Below are 25,385 nucleotides of genomic sequence, written 5' to 3'. Positions count from 1 at the left end.
TCGCCGGTACCACCACTTCGTGATCCGCGGCACAATACGCCCAGGTAACACGGGGTTCACACAAGGGCAATGGCCGGGAAACGGCCTGTTGACAGTCTTCCGGGCAGATCGAGGCGGCGCCGTCGCGCCGCAGCGCCCGCGAGTGCGCCCGAACCACCCGAAGGAAGTGCCCCCGTGACCTTCAAGGCCGAGTACATCTGGATCGACGGCACCGCGCCGACGGCCAAGCTCCGTTCCAAGACGAAGATCATCACGGGTGCCCCGGCCGGTCTCGACGCGCTGCCGCTGTGGGGCTTCGACGGGTCGTCCACCAACCAGGCCGAGGGCCACGCCTCGGACCGCGTGCTCAAGCCGGTCTTCAGCTGCCCGGACCCGATCCGCGGCGGCGACGACATCCTGGTGCTGTGCGAGGTCCTGAACACGGACATGACCCCGCACGCCTCCAACACCCGCGCCGAACTGGCCGAGGTCGCCGAGCGGTTCGCCGCGCAGGAGCCGATCTTCGGCATCGAGCAGGAGTACACCTTCTTCGACGGCACCCGCCCGCTGGGCTTCCCCGAGGGCGGCTTCCCGGCCCCGCAGGGCGGCTACTACTGCGGTGTCGGCGCCGACGAGATCTTCGGCCGGGACGTCGTCGAGGCGCACCTCGACAACTGCCTGAAGGCCGGTCTCGGCATCTCCGGCATCAACGCCGAGGTCATGCCGGGCCAGTGGGAGTTCCAGGTCGGCCCGCTCGCCCCGCTGGAGGTCTCCGACCAGCTGTGGGTGGCCCGCTGGCTGCTGTACCGCACCGCCGAGGACTTCAAGGTCTCCGCCACCCTCGACCCCAAGCCGGTCAAGGGCGACTGGAACGGCGCGGGCGCGCACACCAACTTCTCCACCAGGGCGATGCGCGAGGGCTACGACGCGATCATCACCGCCTGCGAGTCGCTGGGCGAGGGTTCCAAGCCGCTGGACCACGTCAAGAACTACGGTGCCGGCATCGACGAGCGCCTGACCGGTCTGCACGAGACCGCCCCCTGGGACAAGTACACCTACGGCGTCTCCGACCGCGGCGCCTCGGTCCGCATCCCGTGGCAGGTCGAGCAGGAGGGCAAGGGCTACATCGAGGACCGCCGCCCGAACGCCAACGTCGACCCCTACGTGGTGACCCGCCTGCTGGTGGACACCTGCTGCTCGGCGCTGGAGAAGGCCGGCCAGGTCTGATCCGCCCCGGCTCGCGAAGGGGCGCCCGCCGTCATGGCGGGCGCCCCTTCCGCATGCCCGGCAGGCACCCCTTCCACAGGTCCACGCGCGCCCGTTCCCCCAGGACCGCGGGTGCCTCGGTCGCACGCCCGCGAGCGCCCCTCCCTCACCCGGTGTCCGCATGCCGAGACAGCGATCCGGCCTCTTTCGGGCCCGCAACCCGCTGATCAGGGCCGTCACCACGGCCTCGGCGGCTCCCGCGACGCCGACTTCACGCCACGGTCACGTCCACCTTGTGAGAGAACCCTCGTGCCCGGCGCGCGCCTCTGCTTCAATGGGCGCATGGCCAGCTTCCAGAAGATCACCGCGACGGGTCGCCATGACCTCGAGCCCTTCTGGCCCTCACGCCAGCACCACGACTTCGACCGGGTGTGTTGTCGCGCGATGACCGCGCGGGCCCTCTGAAGCCGTACACCCCGGCCTTCGGCCAGCGCGGAACGACGTACGTCCCCGGCGCGCCCCGACCACGAATCGCGGCCGTCGCCCCTCCCGACGAACCTCTCGCGCGAAAGAGCTGACCTCTCATGGCGACCACTCGTTCCGTCACCCCCGCCTCCCCGACCGCCGCTCCCGCCCGGCACCGGCTGCGCGCCGTCGACCGGGACGAGGTCGTGGACGTCGCGGACTTCCTGCCGCCAGGCGCCACCTGGCTGCCGGCTCCCCAGCACACCCTGCCCGTCCTGCCCGGCCGGCCGCCGATGGTCGGCTACCTGGTGCTGGTCCCGGCGGACCAGCGGCCGCCGTTCGCGCCGGTCGCGGTGCCCGACCGGGCGGACCATGCCGAACCGGCCCCGGACCGGGACCCCGTGCCGCTGGTGCGGATCGACCCGGTGCGCCGCACCGCCGCCGTCGACGGCCGTGAACTCGACCTGACCTACCTGGAGTTCGAACTGCTCGCGCATCTGGTGGCGCACCCGCACCGGGTGCACACCCGCGACCAGCTGGTCACCACGGTGTGGGGGTACGGCCATGTCGGCGACGGCCGCACCGTGGACGTGCACATCGCCCGGCTGCGCCGCAAGCTGGGCGCCGAGCACCGCCGGACGATCCAGACCGTGCGCCGGGTCGGCTACAAGTACATTCCGCCGACCGGCGGTTGACCTCTTTCCGCCCTCGGCGGACCGTGGTGCGCTCCGCGCCGGGGCCGGGCAGGCTGCCCGGCATGAGACTTCTCGTGCTGGGCGGAACCGAGTTCGTGGGGCGGACCGTGGTGGAGGCGGCGCTCGGGCGCGGCTGGGAGGTGACCGTCTTCCACCGCGGACGTCACGAAGCGCCTTCGGGCGCACGGGTGTCGACCGGTGACCGCACCGCCGAGGGCGGCCTCGCCGCGCTCGCCGAGGGCGAGTGGGACGCGGTCGTGGACACCTGGTCGGCGGCGCCCCGCGCGGTCCTGGAGGCGGCGCGGCTGCTGCGGGGCCGCGCCGGGCGGTACGCGTACGTCTCCAGCCGGTCGGTGTACGCCTGGCCCTGCCCGCCCGGGGCCGGTGAGGACGCCCCCGTGGTCGAAGGCGCGGCGGACGCCGGGGCGACGGAGTACGCCCAGGACAAGCGGGGCGGCGAACTGGCCGTCCTGGAGACCTTCGGCGCCGACCGCTCGCTGCTGGTGCGGGCCGGGCTGATCCTCGGCCCGTACGAGAACGTCGGCCGGCTGCCCTGGTGGCTGGACCAGGTCGCCCGCGGCGGTCCCGTCCTGGCCCCGGGCCCGCGCGACCTGCCGATCCAGTACGTCGACGCCCGCGACCTCGCCGAGTGGCTGCTCGGCGCCCTGGAGCGGGGGTTGAGCGGCCCGTACGACATGGTGAGCCCGCCCGGGCACACCACCATGGGCGCGCTGCTCGACGCGTGCGTCGCGGCGACCGGCGCGGACGCGCGGCTGTGCTGGGCCGAGCCGGAGCGCATCCTGGAGGCCGGGATCGAGCCGTGGACCGAGCTGCCGGTGTGGGTGCCGCCGGGCGGCGAGACGTACGACGCCGTCCACCGGGCCGACGTCGGGCGGGCGCTGGCGACCGGACTGGTGTGCCGGCCGGTGTCGGAGACCGTCTCGGACACCTGGCGGTGGCTGACCGCGATCGGCGGTGTGGCGCCCCACAGGCCCGACCGCACGACCCCGCGGCTCGCCCCCGAGGTGGCGGTGAAGGTGCTGGCCGGCCTGCGCGGGGGTGTACCTGGCACCACCCCCGGAGAGGGGGTCTCGGGCCAGTGACCCCAGGCCGGGGGTCGGCGAGACTGGCCGCATGAACAGCGAAGACAAGAGCGGCCGCGCCCGGCGGGTACTGCTGGCCGCGGTCCGGGGGCTGGTGCTGTCCCTCATCGTGCTGCCCTTCGGCGTGGCCTTCCTGGTGCTGACCCTGCTGTCCCTCGCGCTGATACCGCTCGGCATCGGGCTCGTGACGACTCCGGCCGTGCTCACCGGCCTGCGGGCGCTGGCGGACGCGCGCCGCAGGCTCGCGGCCGAGTGGTGCGGGGTGCGCATCCGGGCGGCCTACCGGCCCGTCCCGCGCGGCACCAACCCGTGGACCCGCACCTTCACGATGCTGGGCGACCCCCAGACCTGGCGGGACGTGCGCTGGCTGCCGGTGGACATCACGGCCGGCTTCGTCACCGCGCTGCTCCCGGCCGTGCTGCTGTTCTACCCGGTCGAGGGGCTGCTGCTGCCGGCCGGACTGTGGCGGGCGTACGCGCACGGCGGCACCTACTGGTACGCGTTCGTCCCGGTCACCGGGGAGGCCAGTGCCCTCGGCGCGGGCGTGCTCGCCCTCGTCCTGCTCGCCGTCTCCTGTCGCGTCACCCCACGCCTGCTGACCGCGCACTTCCGGCTCACCCGGGCGATGCTGGACAACGAGAACGGCGAACTCGCGGAACGGGTGCGGGTGCTGACCGAGACCCGGCGGGACGCGGTGGACACCTCCGCCGCCGAGCTGCGCCGCATCGAACGGGACCTGCACGACGGGGCGCAGGCCCGGCTGGTCGCCATGGGCATGGACCTCGGCACCATCGAGATGCTGCTCGACAAGGACCCGGCGCAGGCCCGGACGCTGCTCGCACAGGCCCGCCGCAACTCGGCGGACGCCCTGGAGGAGCTGCGCGACCTGGTGCGCGGCATCCATCCGCCGGTCCTCGCCGAACGCGGACTCGGGGACGCGGTGCGGGCGTTGGCGCTGCGGCTGCCGCTGCCCGCCGAGGTCACGGTGGAGCAGACGGGCCGCGCCGACGCGCCGGTGGAGTCGGCCGCCTACTTCGCGGTCAGCGAGGTGCTCACCAACGCGGTCAAGCACTCCGGGGCCGACCGGATCTGGGTGGACCTGCACCACGGCGAGGGCCGGCTGCGGATCACGGTCACCGACAACGGCGGGGGCGGCGCGGCGATCGGCGCGGGCACCGGGCTCGCCGGGGTGGAGCGGCGGCTCGGTACATTCGACGGCGTCCTGGCCGTCAGCAGTCCCCCGGGCGGCCCCACCATGGTGACCATGGAGATCCCGTGCGTGTTGTCCTAGCCGAAGACCTCTTCCTGCTGCGCGACGGACTGGTCCGGCTGCTTGAGGCGTACGGCTTCGAGATCGCGGCGGCCGTCGAGTCCGGCCCCGAACTGTCCCGGGCGCTCGCCGAGTTGCGGCCGGACGTGGCGGTGGTCGACGTACGGCTGCCGCCCACCCACACCGACGAGGGCCTGCAGTGCGCGCTGGCCGCCCGGCGGGCGCGGCCGGGGCTGCCGGTGCTGGTCCTCTCCCAGCACGTGGAGCAGCTGTACGCGCGCGAGCTGCTCGCCGACGGGGACGGGGCGATCGGCTATCTGCTCAAGGACCGGGTCTTCGACGCGGACCAGTTCGTGGACGCCGTACGGCGGGTGGCGGCAGGGGGTACGGCGATGGATCCGCAGGTCATCCAGCAGCTGCTGGCCCGGGGCGGCCCGGCCGGCGACCGGCCGCTCGACCGGCTCACCCCGCGCGAGCGGGAGGTGCTGGAGCTGATGGCGCAGGGCCGGTCGAACGCGGGCATCGCCGCCCAACTGGTGGTCACCGAGCGAGCGGTGGCCAAGCACACCTCCAACATCTTCGGCAAGCTGGGCCTGGAGGTGTCGGACGACGACAACCGGCGCGTCCTCGCGGTGCTGGCGTATCTCGACGGCGGCCACCGCTGAGACGGGAAACCGCTGTGCTCGGCGGCACGGGTGTGCGAAGGTGACGCGGTGAACCAGGACTGGGAAGACCGTGCGGCCGCCGCCTGGGCCGCCTTCGCGCGTGACGAGTACCCGCAGGAGCGGGCCGCGGAGTTCCGCGCGCTGATCGACGGACTCGTGGCCGAACTGCCCGACGACAGCCCGCTGGGGCCCTTCGAGCGGGCCTGCGCCTTCGACTCGACCGGGCACTCCGACCGTGCCGTGCCGCTGTACCGGGAGGCACTGGCGCGCGGCCTGGACGGCTACCGGGGGCGGCGGGCCAGGATCCAGCTGGCGAGTTCGCTGCGCAACATCGGGCAGCCGGAGGAGGGCGTCAAGCTGCTCACCCCCGAACTGGACGCGCCGGGCGACGAGTTGGACGACGCCGTGCGGGCCTGTCTGGCGCTGTGCCTGTCCAGCCTCGGCCGGGACCGCGAGGGGCTGTCGCTCGTGCTCGGCGCGCTGGCCCCCCATCTGCCGCGCTACCAGCGGTCGATGGCCAACTACGCCCGCGCCCTGGTCGATCCGGTGGCATGAGCGCGCCGCTTGACGGTGACCTACCAAGGGCTCGCTCGTTTTCCCGGACGTGCAGTCACAGGATGTAGCCCAGCGTCACGCCCCCGCCTCCGGCCGCCCGGCCGGCCTGGAGCAGGCCGAGGCCTCGCTCGTGGAGCACTACCCACGGCTGGTCCGGCTCGCCTATCTGGTGCTGCCGCCCGACCTCGGCCGCGAGCGCCGGGTGCTCACCGCACACGCCCTCGCTCAGCGCGCCCTGCCCCGGGGCCGCAAGCAGGCGTCCCTGATCCCGGCCCAGACACCGCGCCGGGCCCCCGCGGCCGGCGAGGCCCCGGACGACGACCCCGGGTACGCCTACCTCCGCGAGCGGGTGCTGCGCGCGGCCCTGGCGGCGGCCCGTCCGCGCACGGGCCGGCCCCGGCCGCTCCCCCGGGTGTGGGGTCTGCGGCTGACCCCGCGCACCGGCGGAGCGGACGAACGCGCCCTGGAGCAGCGGCTGTCGAAGCTGTCCGGGCCGGCCCGCGCGGCCTATGTGCTGCGCGGCCTGGAGCGGCTGCCCGACGCCGCCGTCCACAAAGCCCTCAAGGCCGCCGGGGTGGCCGACCCGGGCGGCGCGCTGGCCTCGGCGAACAGCGTGCCCGCGCAGCCGGGCCTGCTCGCCTCCCCCGAGTTCGACCCGTGCGCCCTGCAGGCCCGGCCCACCGATCTGATGCGCCGCCGCCAGCACACCAGGGCGGCGCTGGGCGCGCTGGCCGCCCTCGCGGTGTGCGGGGCGCTGGTCGCGCTGCCGGGCGGCGGCTGGGGTCCGGACGGCGCCGCCGCGCCCGTCTACGCCGGCAACCCGGCCGCCGAGGCCGCCCTCGACCCGGCCAAGCTGGCCCGCGTCTCCCCCACCGCCTGGCGCTCCGCCGCCCGTACCGACTTCTCGGCCTGGCCGGCGCGCGGCCCGCTCACCGGCGACCAGGGCCTGCTGCGCCGCGCGCTGGCCGTCTGGGCGCGGCCCGGCGGGAACGTCCGGGTGTCGGCCACCCCCGGCACCCAGACCGGCGGCCCGGCGGGCCCGCCCCAGTTGCTGTACGCGGGCGGGGTGGACGCCGCCCGGGTGGTGGTCTTCTACGACGGGCTGCGCATCGCCCGCTACGCCGAACCGGCGGACGGCACCGAGGGCGCGGCCCTGGACTTCGCCCGGGTGGACGGCGCGACCGGCGCCGAGGCGAGCGCACTGGTGCTGGGCCGCTCGGACGGCAATGTGCAGTACCTGCTGGCCCCCTGGGTGAAGACGGCGGCCACCCGGGACCTGATGAAGCCGGCCTCCGCGCCGAGCCCCCTGAAGGTCACCGACGGCGTCACCGCCCCGCTGACCAGCCCCGCCCTGAGCACCGGCAACTGCACCTCGTGGACCGTGCTCCAGCTGTCCGACGGCGCGGGCACCCAGCTCTCCACCGACCTCGGCGAGCTGGTCCCGGCGCATCTGACCGCGGGCCGGCCGGGCGCGGTGGGCGAGGCCACCGGGCCGGAGGGGCTCCAGGCGTGGGCGCCGTTCGCCTGCTCGCTGGCGACCGAGCGCTCCTCGGGTGTGCGCAGCGTCAACGCCTGGGAGTTCGCGGAGCAGCCGCTGCCCGACGGCAGCGGGGCGGGCCAGTGGGTGTGCACCCGGGCCGAGACCTGGCGCGGCGACGGCACCGCGGCGCTGGCCCAGTTCCGCACGCCCGGCGCGCGCTACGGGGCGGTCACCGCCAAGGGCACGGACGTCACCGCCTGCGGTCCGCGTGATCCGCATGTGCTGGCCGGGGTGTTGTGGAAGTCCCGGGGCGGGCACTGGTACCTGCTGGCCGCGGGCGGCCCGGACACGGTGGCGATCCACGCGAGCGGCGGCATCACCGCGTCCGCGCCGGGCTCGTTGCTGATCGCCAAGGCCGCGCGGGGGGCGCGGGCGGAGCTGAAGGGCTCGCTGGCGGGCGGCCGGGAGATCGACGGGCTGCACTGACCGACTCGCGTGACATCCGCGTCAACAAGAGGCACCGAGGGGGTTCTCACGCGCCGTACCCGTCAGTACATTGACGCCATGTCTAATACGCAGGCCCGACCGGTGGAGTCCGAGCGCGTGCCGCTCAAGGCCCGCAACGTGTCCTTCTCGTGGGAGGACACGCCGCTGCACTGGGTGCCCGGCGATCCCTTCGCCACACACACCATCAACGTGCTGCACCTGCTGCTGCCCGCCGGGGAGCGCTGGTTCGTGCACGTGTACAAGCAGGCGCTGCCGCTGATCGAGGACGAGCGGCTGCGCGCGGACGTCATCGGGTTCATCGGCCAGGAGGCCGTGCACTCCCAGTCCCACGACGAGGTGCTGCCGCACCTGCGCGAGCAGGGCCTGGACCCGACGCCGTACACCGCGCAGGTCGACTGGTTCTTCGAGAAGCTGCTCGGCGACCGCACCCTGCCGCCGGGCCGGGCGCGCCGCTGGTGGCTGCTGGAGCGGGTGGCGCTCATCGCGGCCATCGAGCACTACACCGCCTTCCTCGGCGACTGGGTGCTGGGCGCGACCGAGCTGGACCGGCGCGGCGCCGATCCCACCATGCTGGACCTGCTGCGCTGGCACGGCGCGGAGGAGGTCGAGCACCGCTCGGTCGCCTTCGACCTCTTCCAGCACCTCGACGGGAGCTACCGGCGCAGGGCCCGCACCTGGGCGGCCGCCTTCACCGCCCTGGTCTTCCTCTGGCAGCGCGGGGTGCGCTTCTTTATGGAGAACGACCCGACGCTGACCGCCCCCAGGTACTCCGTGAAGGACTTCCACGACCGCGGCCGGCAGGGCGTGCTGCCCGCCACCGGCGCCATGCTGAGGTCCATCCCGCGCTATCTCGCCCGCGGTTACCACCCGTCCCACGAATTCTCCACCGCCCAGGCCGTGGCCTATCTGGAGGCATCCCCCGCCGCGCTCGCCGCACAGCGGGCGGAGCCGTCCGCGCGGGAGGCGGCGTGATGCCGAGGCTGCCTGCCGTCGCCCTGGTCGCGGGCGCCGCCCTGCTCACCCGCCGGGCCCTGCGCCGACGGGTCCGGGCCTCGCCGCTGTGGCCGCTGCCCGCCCTGGACCCGCCGCTGTCCGGCCGGCAGCGGTCCCGGGCCCTGCGGCTGCTGCTCACCGCGCACGAGACGATCGCCGACGGGGTCGTCCGGCTGCGTCTGGAGGGCGACGACCTGCCCCGCTGGACGCCCGGGGCGCATCTCGACCTGGTGCTGCCCTCCGGGCTGGTGCGGCAGTACTCGCTGTGCGGGGACCCCGGGGACACCTCGTCGTACACCGTCGCCACCCGGCTGGTCGAGGACGGCCGGGGCGGCTCCCGGGAGGTGCACGAGCAGCTGGCCGAGGGCATGGAGCTGGAGGTGCGCGGGCCGCGCAACCGCTTCCCGCTGGCCGAGGCGGAGTCGTACGTCTTCGTCGCGGGCGGCATCGGCATCACTCCGGTGCTGCCGATGCTGCGCGCGCTGCCGGAGCACGCCGGATGGCGGCTGCTGTACTGCGGGCGGACCCGGGCCTCGATGCCCTTCCTGGAGGAGCTGGGCGAACTGGCCGGGGACCGGCTGACGGTCGTCGCCGAGGACGAGGAGGGGCGGCCGGACCTGGACGCCCTGTTCGAGGGCGTGGCGGCGGGCACGGCGGTGTACTGCTGCGGCCCCGAGGGGCTGATGGACGCGGTCGCCGAGCGGGTGCCCGAGGGCGCCGCGCTGCACCTGGAGCGGTTCGCGCCGCGTGCCCCGGCGGACGGCGATGCCGCGTTCGAGGTCGAACTGCGGCGCACCGGGCGGACGGTGGCCGTGCCCGCCGGCACCACCGTGCTGGACGCCGTGCGCCGGGAACTGCCGGACCTCGCCTACTCCTGCGAGCAGGGTTTCTGCGGGACCTGTCAGCAGCGGGTGCTGGAGGGCGAGGTGGAGCACCGGGACGAGCTGCTCACGGATGCGGAGCGTGCCGACTCGATGCTGATCTGTGTCTCCAGGGCCCGGGGGGAACGTCTTGTGCTGGACCTGTGACCCGGCGATGTGAACACCGGTTCGGGTCCGGACCGTTGGCGGCCGGATCCGCTCGGTAAGGTGTTCGCATGAGTACCGGGGTTCGCCGCAGGATGGGCGTCGAGGAGCGGCGGCAGCAGCTGATCGGTGTCGCCCTCGACCTGTTCAGCCGCCGCTCGCCCGACGAGGTCTCCATCGACGACATAGCGGCGGCCGCGGGCATCTCGCGGCCGCTGGTGTACCACTACTTCCCCGGCAAGATGAGCCTGTACGAGGCCGCGCTGCAGCGTGCCTCGGAGGAGCTGAAGGCCCGCTTCACCGAGCCCCACGAGGGTCCGCTCGGGACGCGGCTGCTGCATGTGATGGGCCGCTTCTTCGAGCACGTGGACGAGCACGGCCCCGGCTTCTCGGCCCTGATGCGCGGCGGCCCCGCGGTGGGCTCCACGACCACCAACGCGCTGGTCGACTCCGTGCGGCAGGCGGCGTACGACCAGATGCTCGCCCATCTCGGGATCGCCGACGCGCCGCCGCGGCTGGAACTGGTCATCCGCTCCTGGATCTCGCTGGCCGAGTCGACGGCGCTGATCTGGCTGGACGGCCGGCGCATTCCGCGTGCGGAGCTGGAGGTCCAGCTGGTGCACGACTTCGCCGCGCTGGTCGCCGTCAGCGCCGTCCAGGACGAGGGCATGGCGGACGTGCTGCGCGCCATGCTCAAGGACGAGCCGGCCGACGGCCCCTTCGCGGAACTCGTCGGCCGGCTGTCCACCCTGGCTTCCCCGCCTCTCTAGGACCGGGTGAACACCGCCACGGTCCGGGCCGGCACGGTGAAGGTGCCGCTGCCGGCGGCGTAGGCGGAGGTCTTCACCACCGGGTCGGCGCCGGAGGACTGCACCGGGTGCAGCCGGTAGTGCGCCCCGGCCAGAGCGGCGACCTTCTGCTCCTGGCGCTGCGGGGTGGCGTTGAAGACGACGACCAGGTCGCCGAGCTGCATGGTGATCACGCCCGGCGTCTCGTCCTTGCCGGACAGCGGGAAGGACAGCCGGTCCTGGACCTGTCCGGCGGTGTCGAGCGAGAACGCCTTCTCCGTCGTGCGGATGCGCAGCAGGTCCTGGTAGGCGGCCGAGGCGCCGGTGATCTGCGGGCAGCCGACCTTGACGGAGGTCAGCAGCGGCTTGGCGTACGGCCACTTGTCCTGGTTGTCGGCGGCCATGGGCAGGCCCCGGCCGAAGCCGTTGCCGTCGGCGCAGTTCCAGTGGATGGCGTTGAACCAGTCCCCGCTGTCGAAGGAGTTGCGGTCCAGCGACTTCGAGCGCAGCAGGTCGGTGCCCGCCTGGGAGAGGGACGGCCCCTGCGAGAGGGTGGCCGTGGCCATCGCCAGGACCTGCATCCGGGCCCGGTCCGCGGCGGACGTGCCCGGGGGCAGCTTGTAGGCGAGCGCGTCGAACAGGGACTCGTTGTCGTGCGCGTCCACGTAGGCGAGGGCGTCGCCCGGCGCGGCCGCGTATCCGGCGGGCGCTCCGTCGTAGTCGACCTCCGCGCCGGTGACCTCCTTGCCGTCGGTGTCCGTGAAGCGGTACTTGGCGAGGTTGCCGGTGAGCCCGACCTTGATCAGGTCCTGGTAGTGCAGCAGCCGGGCCTTCTGCTCGGCCGCGGTGCCGTTGGCCGCCGAGCCGTTGGGGTCGGTGTACAGGCCGGAGGCGAAGCCCTGGACGCCGGGGTCGGCGTCGAAGGGGCTGCCGCCGCGCACCGCGTCACGGGCCCGGTCGGAGAAGGTGGCGATGCCGGTGCCGGCCATGTTGGCCTGCGTGGCCTGCACAAAGCGGGCGTCGTTGGCCACCTCGCCGAAGTTCCAGCCCTCGCCGTACAGGATGATCTTCTTGCCGTCGACGCCGTCCTTCTTGAGGGTGAGCGCGTCGAGGGCCTTGCGGACCGCGAGGATGTTGGCCTTCGGGTGGTGGCCCATGAGGTCGAAGCGGAACCCGTCGACCTTGTACTCCTTGGCCCAGGTGACGATCGAGTCCACGACCAGCTTGCCCATCATCGCGTTCTCCGGCGCGGTGTTGGAGCAGCAGGTGGAGTTGGCCACCGAGCCGTCGGCGAGCAGCCGCTGGTAGTAGCCGGGCACGATCTTGTCCAGGACGGAGGTGTCCGCCTGGCCGCTGGCCGAGGTGTGGTTGTAGACGACGTCCATCACGACCCGCAGGCCGTCCTGGTTGATCCCCTGCACCATCTGCCGGAACTGCCGGGTGCGCGCGGTGCCGTCCGGGTCGGTGGCGTACGAGCCCTCGGGCACCGTGAAGTGGTACGGGTCGTAGCCCCAGTTGTAGGCGTCCTGCGCGGCGCTCTTCGCCACGCACGCCTGCTGCCGGTCGGAGTCGGCCGGGTAGGAGGCGAGATCGCAGTCGGGGCTCAGCTGGTCGGCCTTCTTCTCCGGCACGGTGGCGAAGTCGAAGACGGGCAGCAGGTGCACGTACGACGTGCCCGACCTGGCCAGCTCCCTCAGGTGCCGGGAGCCGTCGCTGTTCTTGTCCGTGAAGGCGAGGTAGGTGCCCCGGTCCTTCGCCGGGACGGTCTTGTCCGCGACCGAGAAGTCCCGGACGTGCAGCTCCTGGATCTGGGCGTCCTTCAGCGGCACGGCCTTGGGCTTGCGCAGCGCGGACCAGCCGCCCGGGGCGAGGGACGTGTCGTCCAGGTCGGCGACGACGCTGCGCTCGGAGTTCGCCGTGAGGGCGACCGAGTAGGGGTCGGTGACCTTGTTGGTGACCACCCTGCCGACGCCGGGCGCCCAGACCTTGACCACGTACCGGTACCGACCGCCCTTCCAGGACGCGGGGCCGGTGACCGACCAGACGCCGGTGGTGTCGTCCCGGTGCATGGCCCTGAGCGCGCCGTCCAGCTCCAGGGACACGCTCTGGGCGGTCGGCGCCCACACGGAGAGGGTGGGCCTGCCGTCGTGGAAGACCGGGCCGAGGCGGGCCTTGGTGGCGGCCGGGTAGAGGTCGTCCAGCACGCCCGCGGTCTGCACCCCGGTCGCGGCCAGCACGGCCCCGTTCGCGGCGCGCTGCGAGGCGACCAGCTGACCGGTCAGCGCCGCGCGCACCCGGTCGCGGTCACGCGGGTCCACCGACCAGGCGGTGTAGTCCTTCAGATACGGGAACTTCGCCTTCTGCGCGTCGGTCAGGGTGGTCTTCTCCAGCCGCAGCCAGCGCTCGTCGTCGCTGGTCAGCGTCCCGTCCTTGACGGTGATCGAGCCGTCGCGGGAGGACAGGAGCTGGGTGGAGGCGGCGCCGTCCACGCCGTCCCAGGCGACCGTGTCCCGGTCGATCCAGACCGCCTTGGAGGTGGTCAGGTCGAGGGCGGCCGCGCTGCCCGCGGGCTGCGGCAGCAGGTGCTCGTCCTGGCCGTTCAACAGCCACACCTCGTAGCCGTCCGCCCCGAGGTCCAGGGACTGGTCGGCGGCGAGGTCCTTCTCGTCGCCCTTGTGGATGATGTAGCTGAGGCTGGTGGCACCCGCGGCGAGCGGGACCTCGAAGACCGCGCCATAGGCATCAGTCTTCACCGGCTTCAGCGGGGCCGACCAGTCGGTGGGGTTCGCGGCGCCCGTCCAGACGTGCAGGCCCCAGCCGTCGTAGTTCCCGTCGGCGCGGTGGTAGTGGACGACCGCCTTGGTGGTGTCCGGCGCGGGATACGCGGGCCGCTGGGTCAGCGTGTCGGACTTGCCCTGCTCGACCCAGACCTCACCCGTCTTGGTGACGTCGATGGTCCGGTCGGCGGAGACGTCCTTGTTCCCGTTCTTGTCGACCACCAGGAAGCCGACGCTGGAGGCGCCCGGCTTGAGCTTGACGTAGGCGAAGGCGCCCCAGGCGTCGCGGCCGATAAAGGGGTGGCCGGCCGGCCAGGTGGTGGCCTCGCCGTCGGCGATGTCGCCCCACGCGTACAGGTTCCAGTCGGCGTAGTCGCCGTCGGTGCGCCGGTAGTGGACGATCGCGTAGTCGCGGGAGGACGCGGTGGGCGGTGCGGGCGTGGGCGGGGTGCCGGTGGCGCTGCTCGCCAGGGCGCTCGCGGTGTGCCCGGCGCCGTCGATCACGACGGCCTTGTAGCGCAGGGCGGTACCGGCCGGGACCTTGGCGTTCAGGGTCTGGGTGACCTGGTAGGGCGCGTGGTCGGCGGAGCCCAGGACCTGCCACTTGCCGTTGCCGGTCTGGGCGGCGAAGACCACCCGGTTCAGGCCGCCGCCCTCCACGTCGGCACGGACCGTCACGGTGCCGGTGGCCCCGGCGGCCGGGGCGTCCAGGGTGAGGGACGGCTTGACGGCCGGCTTGTCGAGGGGGCCGGACGCCTTGTAGACGACCGCGGACTCGGCCGGGACGGTGACGGTGACCTTGTGGTCGCCGTCGGAGGTCAGGGTGTCGCCGGCGCCGTAGACGCCCCGGTAGGGCATCCGGGCCGAACCGGTGGCGAAGGTCGCGGACTCGGCCTCGGCCGCGTTGTTGAACGCGACGACGTACTCTTGGCCGGTGCGGGCGTCGGTGCGGGTGAAGGCGTAGATCCCGGCGCCGTCGGCCGCGTACCGCTCGGTCTGCACGCCGTCGGTCAGGGCCGGGTTGGCCTTGCGCAGCGCGGACAGGGCGGCGATGTCCTTGTAGAGCGGGGCGCTCGTGTCGTAGGAGTCGCTCGCGGCCGTGCGGTCGGTGCCGATCTCGTCGTCCCGGAGGTAGTCGGGCACCCGGGAGGCGAACATGGTCTGGCGGGCGTCCTTGTCGCCGCCGGAGCCGGTGAAGCCCTGTTCGTCGCCGTAGTAGACGACCGGGTTGCCGCGGCTGAGGAACATCACCTCGTTGGCGAGCCGGTCCTTCCTCAGCAGTTCGGCGTCGGAGGCGCCGGGGTTGTCCTGCTTGAGGAAGTGTCCGATGCGGCCCATGTCGTGGTTGCCGAGGAAGGTGACCTCCTCGTACGCGTTGGCCTTGTCGGTCGTGTACTTGTAGTCGTCACCGAGGACGTTCGCCAGCTTCCGCGCGCTCGCGCCCTGGGAGGCGTAGCCGCGGGCCGCGTCCTGGAAGGGGAAGTCGAGGGTGGCGTCGAGCCGGCCCTGGGTGACGTACGGGGCGGTGACCGAGGTGTCGGTGTCGTAGGTCTCGCCGAACAGGAAGAAGTTCTTGCGGCCGTGCGCCGCCGCGTAGGTGTCGAGCGCGGTGGCCCACTGGGTCCAGAAGGGCATGTCGACGTTCTTGGCGGTGTCGATGCGGAAGCCGTCGACGGCGAAGTCCTTCACCCACCGCTCGTAGATCCGCTCCATGCCGTGGACGACCTCGGGGCGCTCGGTCCACAGGTCGTCCAGGCCGGAGAAGTCGCCGTAGGTGCCGGACTCGCCGGCGAAGGTCGAGTCGCCCCGGTTGTGGTACATCGTCGGGTCGTTGAGCCAGGCCGGGACCTTGGTCCGGGCGGTGACGCGGGGGGTGTACGGGAAGGAGGCGGCGGAGACGGCGGGGAACGTCCCGCCGCCGTCGGCGTAGTCGGCGTCGTCGAAGGGCCTGCCGTCCTCGGTGAGGTATGGGTAGGCGCCCTTGGTGCGGTAGTCGGAGGAGTTCTCCTCGTTCTTCACCACGTCGGCGGTGTGGTTGGTGATGACGTCGAAGAAGACCTTCATGCCCTTGGCGTGCGCCGTGGAGATGAGGTGCTTCAGGTCCTGGTTGGTGCCGAAGTGCGGGTCGACCCGGGTGAAGTCGGTGATCCAGTAGCCGTGGTAGCCGGCCGAGGCGTTGGCCCCGGTGCCCTGCACCGGGATGTTCTTGAAGATCGGCGCCAGCCACAGGGCGGTGGTGCCGAGCCCCTTGATGTAGTCCAGCTTCCGGGTGAGGCCCTTGAGGTCGCCGCCCTGGAAGAAGCCCTTGTCGGTGGGGTCGTAGCCGGTCGTCATGCGCGAACCGGTGAGGCCGCCCTTGTCGTTGGCCTTGTCGCCGTTGGCGAAGCGGTCCGGCATGACGAAGTAGAACTGCTCACGGGTGTCGCCGTGCCGGGCCGGCTGGGCGGCGAGGGCCGCGTCCGACGGGGGCGGGGGCGGGGCGGCGGCCTGGTCGGCGTGGGCCGTGAGCGGCTGCACGAGGGCGGCCGCGAGGGCGGCGACGACGAGGGCCGCGGCTCTCTTGCGGCGGGTGGTGCGGCGCCCGGGGGACGCCGGCCATCTCGGTATCACAGGTGGGAACTCCTTGCGATGACGGCTCAGTTCGGGTCCGACCCCACGCCGCGGCTCGGCATCGATGCCGGGCGTCCGCGCGACCGTACCGCCCGCGAAAGGGTTGCAGCAAGAGTCCTGAAAACATCGGCAAGGGGTTTCAGGGGGATCGGCCCGCACCGCCATGGGGGTGCGGTGCGGGCCGGGTTCGGGGTCAGCAGGAGGACTTGCCGGCGTAGATCGCCAGCGCGGTGTTCGGGGCCACCGACGCCGTGAACCAGCCGGTGGAGTTGACCGTCACCGTGGTGTTGTTCTGCACGTTGCAGTAGGTGCCGGCGGGCAGTGAGGTCTGGAACGAGCGGTTGGCCGTCGTGCCCTCGTGGTTGATCACCACGTAGCCCTTGCTGCCGCGGCCGAACGCGATCAGGTTGTTGCCGTCGTCCCACCAGTTGGCGACCGCCTGGCCGCGGGTGGCGTTGCGGAAGGCGACCATGGACTTGATCTCCGGCCAGGCGTGCTGGCACTTCCAGCCGTCCTGCCAGCAGGCGTTGACCTGGCCGTTGTTGGGCGGCCCGGCGTCCGCGTCGCTCCACTCGTAGCCGGAGTTGATGTCGGGCGCGCCGTAGGGCCAGGCCAGCATGAAGACGTTGGCCAGCGTGTAGTTGGCGCCGTCCTTGTAGTTCAGGGTGGCGCCGTTGCGCTCGGTGTCGTGGTTGTCCACGAAGACGCCGGCCACGTTGCCGGGCAGGTAGCCCCAGCCCTCGCCGAAGTTGTTCAGGTAGGCGAGCTTCTCGCTGTTGAAGACGCGCTTGAGGTCGTAGCCGTAGCGGAACTCCTGGACGTCTCCGTTGCCCGTGTACTCGGTGGGCTGGACGGCCTCGCCCGCGCCGTAGATGACCTCCTGCTTCCAGTAGGCGTTGGGGTTGGTCAGCCGGCTCTTGATGTTCGCCAGGTCGGCGGCCGCGATGTGCTTGGCGGCGTCGATCCGGAAGCCGTCGGCGCCGAGCGACAGCAGGTCGTTCATGTACCCGGCGATGGTCGCGCGGACGTGCTCCGCGCCGGTGTCCAGGTCGGCCAGGCCGACGAGTTCGCAGTTCTGAACGTTGGAGCGGTCCTGGTAGTTGTCGATCGACGTCCGGCACGTGTGGAAGTCGGAGTCCGAGTACACGCCCGGGTAGTTGTACTTGGTGTACTGCGTGCCGCCGGTGCCGGTGCCGCTGCCCGAGGTCATGTGGTTGATGACGGTGTCCACCACGACCTTCACCCCGGCCGCGTGGCAGGTCGAGATCATGTTCTTGAAGGTGGTCCGGTCACCGAGCCGGCCCGCGATCTTGTACGACACGGGCTGGTAGGAGGTCCACCACTGGGAGCCCTGTATGTGCTCCTCGGGCGGCGAGACCTGCACGTACCCGTAGCCGGCGGGGCCCAGGGTGCTGGTGCACTCGCGGGCCACCGAGGCGTAGTTCCACTCGAAGAGGACGGCGGTGACGTCCTTGGTGCCGGGCGGGGAGGCGTCGGCGGTAGTCGGGGTCATGACAAGGGCGGCGGCCGCGAGGGCGACCGCTCCCGAAAGGATTCTGCGCACCATGTGGGGGTTCCTTCGTCGCTGAAGGGGATTGCGCAAGGTTGCTGAAACCTTGCGGTGACGCAGATGTTAGAGGCCCGCTGCCGGAAAAGGCAGCGGGCCGCCGAGAAGTTGTTGCAAGAAAACTCACACGGCCGTCAGACCGCCGTCGTCCACCAGACGGTGGTGTCGGCGGGCGTCTTCGCCTCGTCGCCGGACCGGGCCACCTCGTCGCTGGCGAGCAGCACCCGGCCGTACGCCGGGGTCGTCACCGACTCCCCCGTGGTGTTGGTGACGCAGACGAACTCGCCCCGGCGGAAGGCCAGTACGCCCTCGGGGGCGCGCAGCCACTCCACCGCGTCCCCGGCGCCGAGGTCCGGCTGCGCCCGGCGCGCGGCGAGCGCGGCGCGGTACAGCTCCAGGGTGGAGCCGGGCCGCCCGGTCTGCGCGGCCACGCTCAGCTCGCCCCAGACCTCCGGCTGCGGGAGCCAGCTGCCGCCGTCCCCGAAGCCGTACGACGGCCCGGTGCGGGTCCACGGGATCGGCACCCGGCAGCCGTCGCGGAAGCCGTCCTGGCCCGCGCCGCGGAAGTACGCGGGGTCCTGGCGCACCTCGTCGGGCAGGTCGACCACGTCGGGCAGGCCCAGTTCCTCGCCCTGGTAGAGGTAGGCCGAGCCGGGCAGCGCCAGCATCAGCAGGGTGGCGGCGCGGGCCCGGCGCAGGCCGAGGTCGCGGTCGCCGGCCGTGCGGATCTGGGTGCCGAGCCCCGGCGGGTTGGCGAAGCGGGTGGCGTGCCGGGTGACGTCGTGGTTGGACAGCACCCAGGTGGCCGGGGCGCCGACCGGGCGCATCGCCTCCAGCGTGGTGTCGATGACCGCGCGCAGCTCGGCCGCGTCCCAGGCCGTCGACAGGTACTGGAAGTTGAACGCCTGGTGCAGCTCGTCCGGGCGGACGTAGTTGGCGGTGCGCTCGACGGTCGGCGTCCACGCCTCCGCCACGAAGATCCGCTCCCCGGCGTACTCGTCGAGGATGGTCCGCCACTGCCGGTAGATCGCGTGCACGCCGTCCTGGTCGAAGAACGGCATGACATCGTTGCCCAGCAGCTTCACCTGGTCGCCGGAGCCGAGGTCGGGCAGGCCCTCGGCCTTCACCAGGCCGTGGGCCACGTCGATGCGGAAGCCGTCCACGCCCATGTCCAGCCAGAAGCGCAGGATGGAGCGGAACTCGTCGCCGACGGCCGGGTGTTCCCAGTTGAAGTCGGGCTGCTCGGGGGCGAAGAGGTGCAGGTACCACTCGCCGGGCGTGCCGTCGGGCTCGGTGACCCGGGTCCAGGCCGGACCGCCGAAGATGGACTCCCAGTCGTTGGGCGGCAGTTCACCGCTCGCGCCCTTGCCGGGGCGGAAGTGGTAGCGCTCCCGCAGCGGGGAGCCGGGGCCCTCGGCGAGGGCGCGCTTGAACCACTCGTGCTGGTCGGAGGAGTGGTTGGGCACCAGGTCCACGATGATCCGCAGGCCGTGCCCGTGGGCGTCGCGGATCAGCGCGTCGGCGTCCAGCAGGGTGCCGAACATCGGGTCGACCGCGCGGTAGTCGGCGACGTCGTAGCCGGCGTCGGCCTGCGGGGAGGCGTAGAAGGGACTCAGCCACACCGCGTCGACGCCGAGGTCGCGCAGGTACGGCAGGCGGGAGCGCACACCCTCCAGGTCGCCCATGCCGTCGCCGTTGCTGTCGGCGAAGCTACGCGGGTAGACCTGGTAGATGACCGCCTCCCGCCACCAGTCGCGGCGACGCGCGGTGGCGGTGGCGGAGTCGGTGGCCGGGGCGGCAGAGTGCTGCTGGCTCATGGCTTCCTTGGTGGTGACGGGAAACGGGTCGTGGACGCGTGGGTGCCACGGGCGCCCGCGGTGGCGGGCCCGTGGGGTGTGGCGGTGCCGGCGGACCGGAGGCGGAAGGAGGCGGCCGCGGTGTCGGCGGGGTCGGATGGGCACCGCGGCCGCCTGCCCGCGCGGTGGAACGCGCGGGAGCCTCGTGTGCGCAGGGCGTCAGCCCTTGGTGCCGCCGGAGGTGAGACCGGTGACCAGGTTCTTCTGCACGAGGTAGAAGAACACCGCCACGGGTATCGCGATCAGCACCGCGGTGGCGGCCATGTAGTTCCACTCGGCGTCGTGCTGGCTGACGAAGGTCTGCAGGCCGACGGAGAAGGTGTACTTGGAGTCGTCCAGCATGAAGGTGGTCGCGAAGGCGACCTCGGCGACCGCGGTGATGAAGTTGTAGAAGGCGGCGACGGCCAGGCCCGGTCGGGCCAGCGGCAGGATCAGCCGGAAGAAGGTGCCGAACGGCGTGAGCCCGTCGACCCGGCCGGCCTCGTCGATCTCGAAGGGGATCGTGTCGAAGTAGCCCTTGAGCAGCCAGGCGCTGTACGGCACCGCGGTGGTGCAGTTGACGAGGATCAGCGCCCAGTAGGAGTCGATGAGCCCCAGGTCGCTGAAGATCTGGTACATCGGCACGATCAGCACGGCGATCGGGAATGCCTGGGTGAGCAGCAGGATCCACATCAGCTGCTTGTAGCCGGGGAACCGCATCCGGGAGACCGCGTAGCCGGTGGTCGCGGCGAGCAGCACGCCGACCACGGTGGTGCCGAGGGCCACGATCATCGTGGACTTGAACCAGTCGAAGAACTCGGTGTGCTGCAGCACGAAGCTGTAGTTGGAGAAGCTCATCTTCCCGGCGATCTTGCCCGGGTGCAGGTAGTCGTCCTTGGCCGGGCCGAGCGAGAGGTAGATCAGCCAGGCCACCGGGGCCAGCGCGATCAGGCTCGCGACGACGAGGCCCGCGTGCAGCAGGGCGGTTCCGAGGGGGCCGCGCTCGCCCGGCCGGCGGCCCCGCGGGGCGGGCTCGGCGGCGGGGGCCGGTGCGTCGGCCGGCGTGTCGAGGGTGGTGGTGCTCATGGCGGCGGCTCCTGCGGCGTCAGACGGCGAGCTGGTCATTGCGCTTCAGCCAGCGGAAGTAGAAGGAGGTGAAGACGGTCACGATGGACAGCAGCAGCACGCCGTAGGCGGCGGACTGGGCGAAGTCGCGCGGCTGCTGGCCGAAGCCCAGGTAGTAGGACCAGGTGACGAGGATCTGCGCGTCCGGGGCGCTGGTCGGCCCGAACAGCAGGAAGATGATGGCGAACTGGTTGAAGGTCCAGATGACGCCGAGCAGGACCACGGTGGAGCTGACCGCGCGCAGACCGGGCAGGGTCACGTGCCGGAAGCGCTGCCAGGCGTTCGCGCCGTCCATCTTCGCCGCCTCGTACAGGGAGGAGTCGATGGACTGGAGCCCGCCGAGCAGCGACAGCATCATGAACGGCACACCGCACCAGGTGTTGACCATGATCGCGGCGAAGCGCTGCCAGAAGGTGTCCTCCAGCCACTGCGGCTGCGGCAGGTGCAGCGCGTGCAGGACCTGGTTGAGCGCGCCGGAGTCGGCGAGCATGATCCGCCAGGAGAACACGGTGACGAAGGTCGGCACGGCCCAGGGCAGCACCAGCAGCACCCGGTAGAGGGTGCGGCCGCGCAGCTTCTGGTTGAGCATCATCGCGAGGCCGAGACCGATGGTGTAGTGCAGGGTCACGCAGGCGGCCGTCCAGACGACCGTCCACAGGAAGTGCGACCAGAACCGGTCGTAGGACAGCGGGCCGAACAGGATTTCCTTGTAGTTGGACAGCCCGACGAACTTGTAGGTCGCCGCGATGTGGTTGACGCCGATGGTGCGCGCCGAGTTGAGGCTGTTGGCGTCGGTCAGGGTGAGGTAGAAGCCCCGCACGAGCGGATAGCCGACGAGGACGGCGAGCACGACGACCACCGGGGCGATCATCGCGTAGGCGTACCAGTACTTCTGGTAGCCGTTTCTGATGCGCTGCCCCAGCCCGGGCCGAGGCGCGCGGTCACCGCGGCGCTTGCCGGTCGCGCGGTCGATGGCGACTGTCATGGTTCGACACCTTCAATGGTTCAAGAACGGGGGGCCGGGCACAGGGCGGCGGCCGTCGGTCGCCCCCCTCGTGGGTGGGGGCGACCGACGGCCTGCCGGGCTCACTTGCTGAAGTCGGGGACCAGCTTGCCGATGGCCACACCGGCGTTGTTCAGGCCCGTGTCCAGCGACTCCTTGCCACTGGCGATCTTCGGCAGCTCGGTGTCCAGCGGAGCCCACAGCGAGCCGTACTCGGGCAGCGCCGGGCGGGGCTGGGCGGCGGACAGCACACCCTGGAAGCCGGCGATACCCGGGTCGGCCGTGACCTTCGCGGTGTAGGCGTCGGAGCGGGTGGGCAGGGTGGCGTTCTTCAGGGCGATGGTCTCCTGGGCGGAGGCCGACGTCATGAACTTCACGAACTTCAGGGCCGCGGCCTGGTGCGCCTTGTCGGAGCCGGCGTAGACCGAGAGGTTGTGGCCGCCGGTCGGGGCGCCCGCCTTGCCGGTGGAGCCGGCCGGGACGACGGCGATGCCCAGGTTGGACTTGTCCTTGAAGGCGCTGCCCTTGTAGATGTTCGTGACCTCCCAGGGACCCTGGATGATCGAGGCGACCTTGCCGTTGATGAACGCGTCCTCGATGTGGGCGTACGCGTCCGGGGTGGTGTCGGCCTTGTGCAGGCCCTTGCCCGAGAACAGGCTCAGCCAGGTGCCGAACGCCTTCTTGGCGGCCGGGGTGTCGATGGTGACCTTCTTGGCGGCGGCGTCGACGGTGTCGGTGCCCTCGCCGTACAGGAACGGCTGGCCGTAGTAACCCTGGGTGGAGCCCCAGTAGCCGTAGGCACCGGTCTTGTCCTGCACCTTGGCGGCGTCCGACTTCAGCTCGTCCCAGGTCTTGGGCGGCGTGGTAATGCCGGCCTTCTTGAACAGGGCCTTGTTGTAGACGAGGGCCAGGGTGTCGGTGACCAGCGGCACGCCGTAGGTCTTGCCCTCGTACTGGGCCTGCTTGATCAGGTTCGGCTCGAACTTGGACTGGTCGGCGAGGGCCTCGGTGCCGTCCAGCGGCAGGAAGTAGCCCTTCTTGGCGAAGGCAGGGGTCCAGCCGACCTCGGAGCGCAGCACGTCCGGGGCACCGGTGGCGCCGGCGGCCGTGTCGAACTTGTTCTGCGCCTGGTCGAACGGGACGTTGACGTACTTGACCTTGATGTTCTTGTTGGCAGCCTCGAACTGCTGCACCAAGGTCTTGTACGTCGGCGCCTCGTTGGTGGCGTTGGAGGTGTCCCACCAGGTGATGGTCACCGGCCCGTCCGACTTGCCGTCGCTGCTCCCGCCGCCGCACGCCGTCGCCGCCAGGGCGAGGGACGCCACCAGCGCGGAGGCCGCTATGCCACGCCGCATGAGTTCTCCTTGAGGGTAAAGCCCGAGTGGTACAGGGGGCGGTCCCGCCCGCCCCTGCGACTTGCCGACTGCGCCGTTGCCGCGGCCGGGCGACCAGGAACGTAACAGCGTTGTAAGCGCTGCGAAAGACCTTGCAGAAAAAAAGTGCAAGGGAACACGATGGTTATCGCGCCGTGACCCGGCCTCGACCGGCTCGCAACCGCTCAATGAAGCCGGTGAGGCGGCGGCAGCCGACTTGTGCAAGACTCTGCAAGCTCTTGCCACCACCAACACAAGGGAGTGCGATGAGGCAGCAACCCGCAGCGGGACGTCCGACCGGACGCGCCCGGCGTCCGGGCGGTGGGCAAGGCGAGAGACGACCGGTACAGTCCAGTGGCGTGACCACACGGCTTGCCGACATCGCTGCGCAGGCGGGGGTGAGCGAAGCGACCGTCAGCCGGGTCCTCAACGGGAAACCGGGCGTCGCCGCCACCACCCGCCAGTCCGTGCTCGCCGCCCTCGACGTGCTGGGCTACGAGCGCCCGGTCCGGCTGCGGCAGCGCAGCGAGGGCCTGGTGGGCCTGATCACGCCGGAGCTGGAGAACCCGATATTCCCGGCCCTGGCGCAGGTCATCGGCCAGGCGCTGACCCGCCAGGGCTACACTCCCGTGCTCGCCACCCAGACCCCCGGCGGCTCCACCGAGGACGAACTCACGGAGATGCTGGTGGACCGCGGGGTCGCGGGCATCATCTACGTCTCCGGGCTGCACGCGGACACCACCGCCGACATGCAGCGCTACGAGCGACTGCGCGCCCAGGGCGTGCCGTTCGTGCTGGTGGACGGGTTCTCGCCGTTGGTGCAGGCGCCGTTCATCTCCCCCGACGACCGGGCCGCGATGACCCTCGCGGTGACCCACCTGGTCTCCCTCGGCCACACCCGGATCGGGCTCGCGCTCGGACCGAAGCGGTTCGTGCCCGTGCAGCGCAAGATCGAGGGCTTCGTGCGGGCCGTGCAGGACCAGTTGGGGCTCGCCGCGGAGGTCGTGGAGTCGGAGCTGGTGCAGCACTCGCTGTACACCCTGGAGGGCGGCCAGGCGGCCGCCTCGGCGCTGATCGACCGGGACTGCACCGCGGTCGTCTGCGCCAGCGACATGATGGCCCTGGGCGCCATACGGGCCGCCCGCCAGCGGGGCCTGGAAGTGCCCACGGACTTCTCGGTGGTCGGCTTCGACGACTCCCCGCTGATCGCCTTCACCGACCCGCCGCTGACCACCGTCCGCAAGCCCGTCCCGGCGATGGGCCAGGCCGCGGTGCGCACGCTCCTGGAGGAGATCGGCGGTACGCCCGCCCCGCACAGCGAGTTCGTGTTCATGCCGGAGCTGGTGGTGCGGGGCTCGACGGCCTCGGCACCGCACGCGCTGCGGGCCTCCTGACGGCGCGGGCGCCGCGCGCCCTCGTCCGTACGTCGTAGAAGGTGCGGTGCGGACCCGACCTTGGGATGATCGGGCGAAGAAGTCTTTTCTGGCAGACTTGATGCCTATGAGTGACTCGACCGTGACGCAGTGGGAAGGTCGCGAGGAACAGGCCGGACCGCAGGCCGTCACGGACCGGAACAGCCGCGGTGCGCTGGGCAGGCTGCGACGGCCGCGCAGACCCCGGCTGTGGTTCGAGATCCTTCTGATCGCGGTGAGTTACTGGACGTACTCGCTGATCCGCAACGCCGTCCCGGAGCAGAAGGACAAGGCGCTGCGCAACGCGGACTGGATCTGGTCCGCGGAGGGCGCGCTCGGCATCGACGTCGAACGCTCGGTCAACCACGCCATGAACTCGGTGACTTGGCTGATCGTCGGCATGAACTACTACTACGCCACACTGCACTTCATCATCACCATCGGGGTGCTGGTGTGGCTGTACCGGTGGCATCCGGGCCGGTACGCGGCCGCCCGGCTGGCACTCTTCGCGACCACGGGGGGCGCGCTGGTGGGCTACTACCTGTTCCCGCTCGCGCCGCCCCGGCTGATGCGGGGCGGGCACTTCGTGGACACCGTGATGGTGCACCACACCTGGGGCTCGATGGCCTCCGGCGACCTCAAGCACATGTCCAACCAGTACGCGGCGATGCCGTCCATGCACATCGGCTGGTCGCTGTGGTGCGGGCTGACGGTCTTCGCGCTGGCGTCGGTGCCGTGGGTGCGGGTGCTGGGGCTGCTCTACCCGGCGCTGACGCTGCTGGTGATCGTCTCCACCGCGAACCACTTCTGGCTGGACGCGGTGGGCGGCGTGCTGTGCCTGTCGTTCGGGTTCCTGGTGGCCCGCGCCTGGTACGGCGCCGTGCCGTACGCGCTGCCGCGGGCGGTGGCGGGCGGGCCCGCGCCCGAGCCGGCCCGGGCCTGACGTCCCGGC

Annotated in this window: 19 protein-coding genes; 13 read left to right on the top strand and 6 right to left on the bottom strand. The window is 71.9% G+C overall.

Annotated features, from left to right (window positions below):
- Window positions 1-174 precede the first annotated feature (174 nt).
- From glnII to HZZ00_RS06955, 11 genes are all read left to right on the top strand, one after another.
- The gene (gene glnII / locus HZZ00_RS07000; RefSeq protein ID WP_180331395.1) at window positions 175-1,206 is read left to right on the top strand and encodes a glutamine synthetase; all 1,032 of its coding nucleotides are present in this window, start codon (window positions 175-177) and stop codon (window positions 1,204-1,206) included.
- 321 nt (window positions 1,207-1,527) lie between these two features.
- Window positions 1,528-1,650: a hypothetical protein gene (locus HZZ00_RS38235; RefSeq protein WP_257585698.1), complete on the top strand. Its 123-nt coding sequence runs from the start codon at window positions 1,528-1,530 to the stop codon at window positions 1,648-1,650.
- 119 nt (window positions 1,651-1,769) lie between these two features.
- Window positions 1,770-2,345: a winged helix-turn-helix domain-containing protein gene (locus HZZ00_RS06995; RefSeq protein WP_180331394.1), complete on the top strand. Its 576-nt coding sequence runs from the start codon at window positions 1,770-1,772 to the stop codon at window positions 2,343-2,345.
- 62 nt (window positions 2,346-2,407) lie between these two features.
- Entirely contained in the window at window positions 2,408-3,448 is a 1,041-nt protein-coding gene (locus HZZ00_RS06990) for an NAD-dependent epimerase/dehydratase family protein (protein WP_180331393.1), read from the top strand.
- A 31-nt stretch (window positions 3,449-3,479) separates the two neighbouring features.
- A complete protein-coding gene (locus HZZ00_RS06985) occupies window positions 3,480-4,739 on the top strand; it encodes a sensor domain-containing protein (RefSeq protein WP_180331392.1) in 1,260 nt (419 codons plus the stop codon).
- Complete coding sequence (locus HZZ00_RS06980; protein ID WP_074992116.1) at window positions 4,724-5,383, top strand: response regulator transcription factor; 660 nt, start codon at window positions 4,724-4,726, stop codon at window positions 5,381-5,383. Before HZZ00_RS06985 ends, HZZ00_RS06980 begins: the two co-directional genes overlap by 16 nt.
- A 48-nt stretch (window positions 5,384-5,431) precedes the next feature.
- Window positions 5,432-5,938: a tetratricopeptide repeat protein gene (locus HZZ00_RS06975; protein ID WP_257585697.1), complete on the top strand. Its 507-nt coding sequence runs from the start codon at window positions 5,432-5,434 to the stop codon at window positions 5,936-5,938.
- A 49-nt stretch (window positions 5,939-5,987) separates the two neighbouring features.
- The gene (locus HZZ00_RS06970) at window positions 5,988-7,904 is read left to right on the top strand and encodes a hypothetical protein (RefSeq protein ID WP_180331390.1); all 1,917 of its coding nucleotides are present in this window, start codon (window positions 5,988-5,990) and stop codon (window positions 7,902-7,904) included.
- A gap of 78 nt (window positions 7,905-7,982) precedes the next feature.
- The gene (locus HZZ00_RS06965; protein ID WP_180331389.1) at window positions 7,983-8,897 is read left to right on the top strand and encodes a metal-dependent hydrolase; all 915 of its coding nucleotides are present in this window, start codon (window positions 7,983-7,985) and stop codon (window positions 8,895-8,897) included.
- Complete coding sequence (locus HZZ00_RS06960; RefSeq protein ID WP_180331388.1) at window positions 8,897-9,946, top strand: PDR/VanB family oxidoreductase; 1,050 nt, start codon at window positions 8,897-8,899, stop codon at window positions 9,944-9,946. Before HZZ00_RS06965 ends, HZZ00_RS06960 begins: the two co-directional genes overlap by 1 nt.
- 68 nt (window positions 9,947-10,014) lie before the next feature.
- Window positions 10,015-10,713 carry a TetR/AcrR family transcriptional regulator gene (locus HZZ00_RS06955; RefSeq protein ID WP_180331387.1) on the top strand — a complete coding sequence of 233 codons (699 nt, stop codon included), beginning with the start codon at window positions 10,015-10,017 and terminating at the stop codon, window positions 10,711-10,713.
- Here the strand turns inward: HZZ00_RS06955 and pulA are convergent.
- The 6 genes from pulA to HZZ00_RS06925 all read right to left on the bottom strand — a co-directional run bounded on the left by pulA (window position 10,710) and on the right by HZZ00_RS06925 (window position 23,003).
- A complete protein-coding gene (gene pulA / locus HZZ00_RS06950) occupies window positions 10,710-16,118 on the bottom strand; it encodes a pullulanase-type alpha-1,6-glucosidase (RefSeq protein ID WP_180331386.1) in 5,409 nt (1,802 codons plus the stop codon). The genes HZZ00_RS06955 and pulA overlap by 4 nt on opposite strands.
- Window positions 16,119-16,311: 193 nt before the next feature.
- Window positions 16,312-17,685 carry an alpha-amylase family protein gene (locus HZZ00_RS06945; protein ID WP_180331385.1) on the bottom strand — a complete coding sequence of 458 codons (1,374 nt, stop codon included), beginning with the start codon at window positions 17,683-17,685 and terminating at the stop codon, window positions 16,312-16,314.
- 134 nt (window positions 17,686-17,819) lie between these two features.
- Window positions 17,820-19,502: a glycoside hydrolase family 13 protein gene (locus HZZ00_RS06940; RefSeq protein ID WP_180331384.1), complete on the bottom strand. Its 1,683-nt coding sequence runs from the start codon at window positions 19,500-19,502 to the stop codon at window positions 17,820-17,822.
- A 198-nt stretch (window positions 19,503-19,700) separates the two neighbouring features.
- Window positions 19,701-20,606: a sugar ABC transporter permease gene (locus HZZ00_RS06935; protein ID WP_180331383.1), complete on the bottom strand. Its 906-nt coding sequence runs from the start codon at window positions 20,604-20,606 to the stop codon at window positions 19,701-19,703.
- A gap of 19 nt (window positions 20,607-20,625) precedes the next feature.
- Window positions 20,626-21,630 (bottom strand): carbohydrate ABC transporter permease, encoded by a 1,005-nt coding sequence (locus HZZ00_RS06930; protein WP_146468601.1) that lies wholly within the window; start codon window positions 21,628-21,630, stop codon window positions 20,626-20,628.
- A gap of 101 nt (window positions 21,631-21,731) precedes the next feature.
- Window positions 21,732-23,003 carry an extracellular solute-binding protein gene (locus tag HZZ00_RS06925; protein ID WP_180331382.1) on the bottom strand — a complete coding sequence of 424 codons (1,272 nt, stop codon included), beginning with the start codon at window positions 23,001-23,003 and terminating at the stop codon, window positions 21,732-21,734.
- 377 nt (window positions 23,004-23,380) lie between these two features.
- Here HZZ00_RS06925 and HZZ00_RS06920 point away from each other — a divergent pair, with 377 nt between their 5' ends.
- Together HZZ00_RS06920 and HZZ00_RS06915 are read left to right on the top strand one after the other, a co-directional pair.
- Window positions 23,381-24,415, top strand: coding sequence for a LacI family DNA-binding transcriptional regulator (locus tag HZZ00_RS06920; RefSeq protein WP_070027499.1), 1,035 nt, complete (start codon window positions 23,381-23,383; stop codon window positions 24,413-24,415).
- A gap of 106 nt (window positions 24,416-24,521) precedes the next feature.
- A complete protein-coding gene (locus tag HZZ00_RS06915; protein ID WP_180331380.1) occupies window positions 24,522-25,376 on the top strand; it encodes a phosphatase PAP2 family protein in 855 nt (284 codons plus the stop codon).
- Window positions 25,377-25,385: the final 9 nt, after the last annotated feature.

The organism is Streptomyces sp. NEAU-sy36 (assembly GCF_013423905.1).
In the GTDB taxonomy this organism is placed as follows: Bacteria; Actinomycetota; Actinomycetes; order Streptomycetales; family Streptomycetaceae; genus Streptomyces; species Streptomyces misionensis.
The sequence above is the reverse complement of the archived record's forward strand: the minus strand, read 5'-3'. Positions and strand labels throughout refer to the sequence as shown.

What these genes read in the sequence shown, in the direction of transcription:
- HZZ00_RS06955 (WP_180331387.1), top strand. Translation starts at nt 10,015, where the DNA reads ATGAGTACCGGGGTTCGCCGCAGGATGGGCGTCGAGGAGCGGCGGCAG.
- HZZ00_RS06935 (WP_180331383.1), bottom strand. Translation starts at nt 20,606, where the DNA reads ATGAGCACCACCACCCTCGACACGCCGGCCGACGCACCGGCCCCCGCC.
- HZZ00_RS06925 (WP_180331382.1), bottom strand. Translation starts at nt 23,003, where the DNA reads ATGCGGCGTGGCATAGCGGCCTCCGCGCTGGTGGCGTCCCTCGCCCTG.
- HZZ00_RS06995 (WP_180331394.1), top strand. Translation starts at nt 1,770, where the DNA reads ATGGCGACCACTCGTTCCGTCACCCCCGCCTCCCCGACCGCCGCTCCC.
- HZZ00_RS06965 (WP_180331389.1), top strand. Translation starts at nt 7,983, where the DNA reads ATGTCTAATACGCAGGCCCGACCGGTGGAGTCCGAGCGCGTGCCGCTC.
- HZZ00_RS06985 (WP_180331392.1), top strand. Translation starts at nt 3,480, where the DNA reads ATGAACAGCGAAGACAAGAGCGGCCGCGCCCGGCGGGTACTGCTGGCC.
- HZZ00_RS06915 (WP_180331380.1), top strand. Translation starts at nt 24,522, where the DNA reads ATGAGTGACTCGACCGTGACGCAGTGGGAAGGTCGCGAGGAACAGGCC.
- HZZ00_RS06930 (WP_146468601.1), bottom strand. Translation starts at nt 21,630, where the DNA reads ATGACAGTCGCCATCGACCGCGCGACCGGCAAGCGCCGCGGTGACCGC.
- HZZ00_RS38235 (WP_257585698.1), top strand. Translation starts at nt 1,528, where the DNA reads ATGGCCAGCTTCCAGAAGATCACCGCGACGGGTCGCCATGACCTCGAG.
- HZZ00_RS06960 (WP_180331388.1), top strand. Translation starts at nt 8,897, where the DNA reads ATGCCGAGGCTGCCTGCCGTCGCCCTGGTCGCGGGCGCCGCCCTGCTC.
- HZZ00_RS06990 (WP_180331393.1), top strand. Translation starts at nt 2,408, where the DNA reads ATGAGACTTCTCGTGCTGGGCGGAACCGAGTTCGTGGGGCGGACCGTG.
- HZZ00_RS06945 (WP_180331385.1), bottom strand. Translation starts at nt 17,685, where the DNA reads ATGGTGCGCAGAATCCTTTCGGGAGCGGTCGCCCTCGCGGCCGCCGCC.
- HZZ00_RS06940 (WP_180331384.1), bottom strand. Translation starts at nt 19,502, where the DNA reads ATGAGCCAGCAGCACTCTGCCGCCCCGGCCACCGACTCCGCCACCGCC.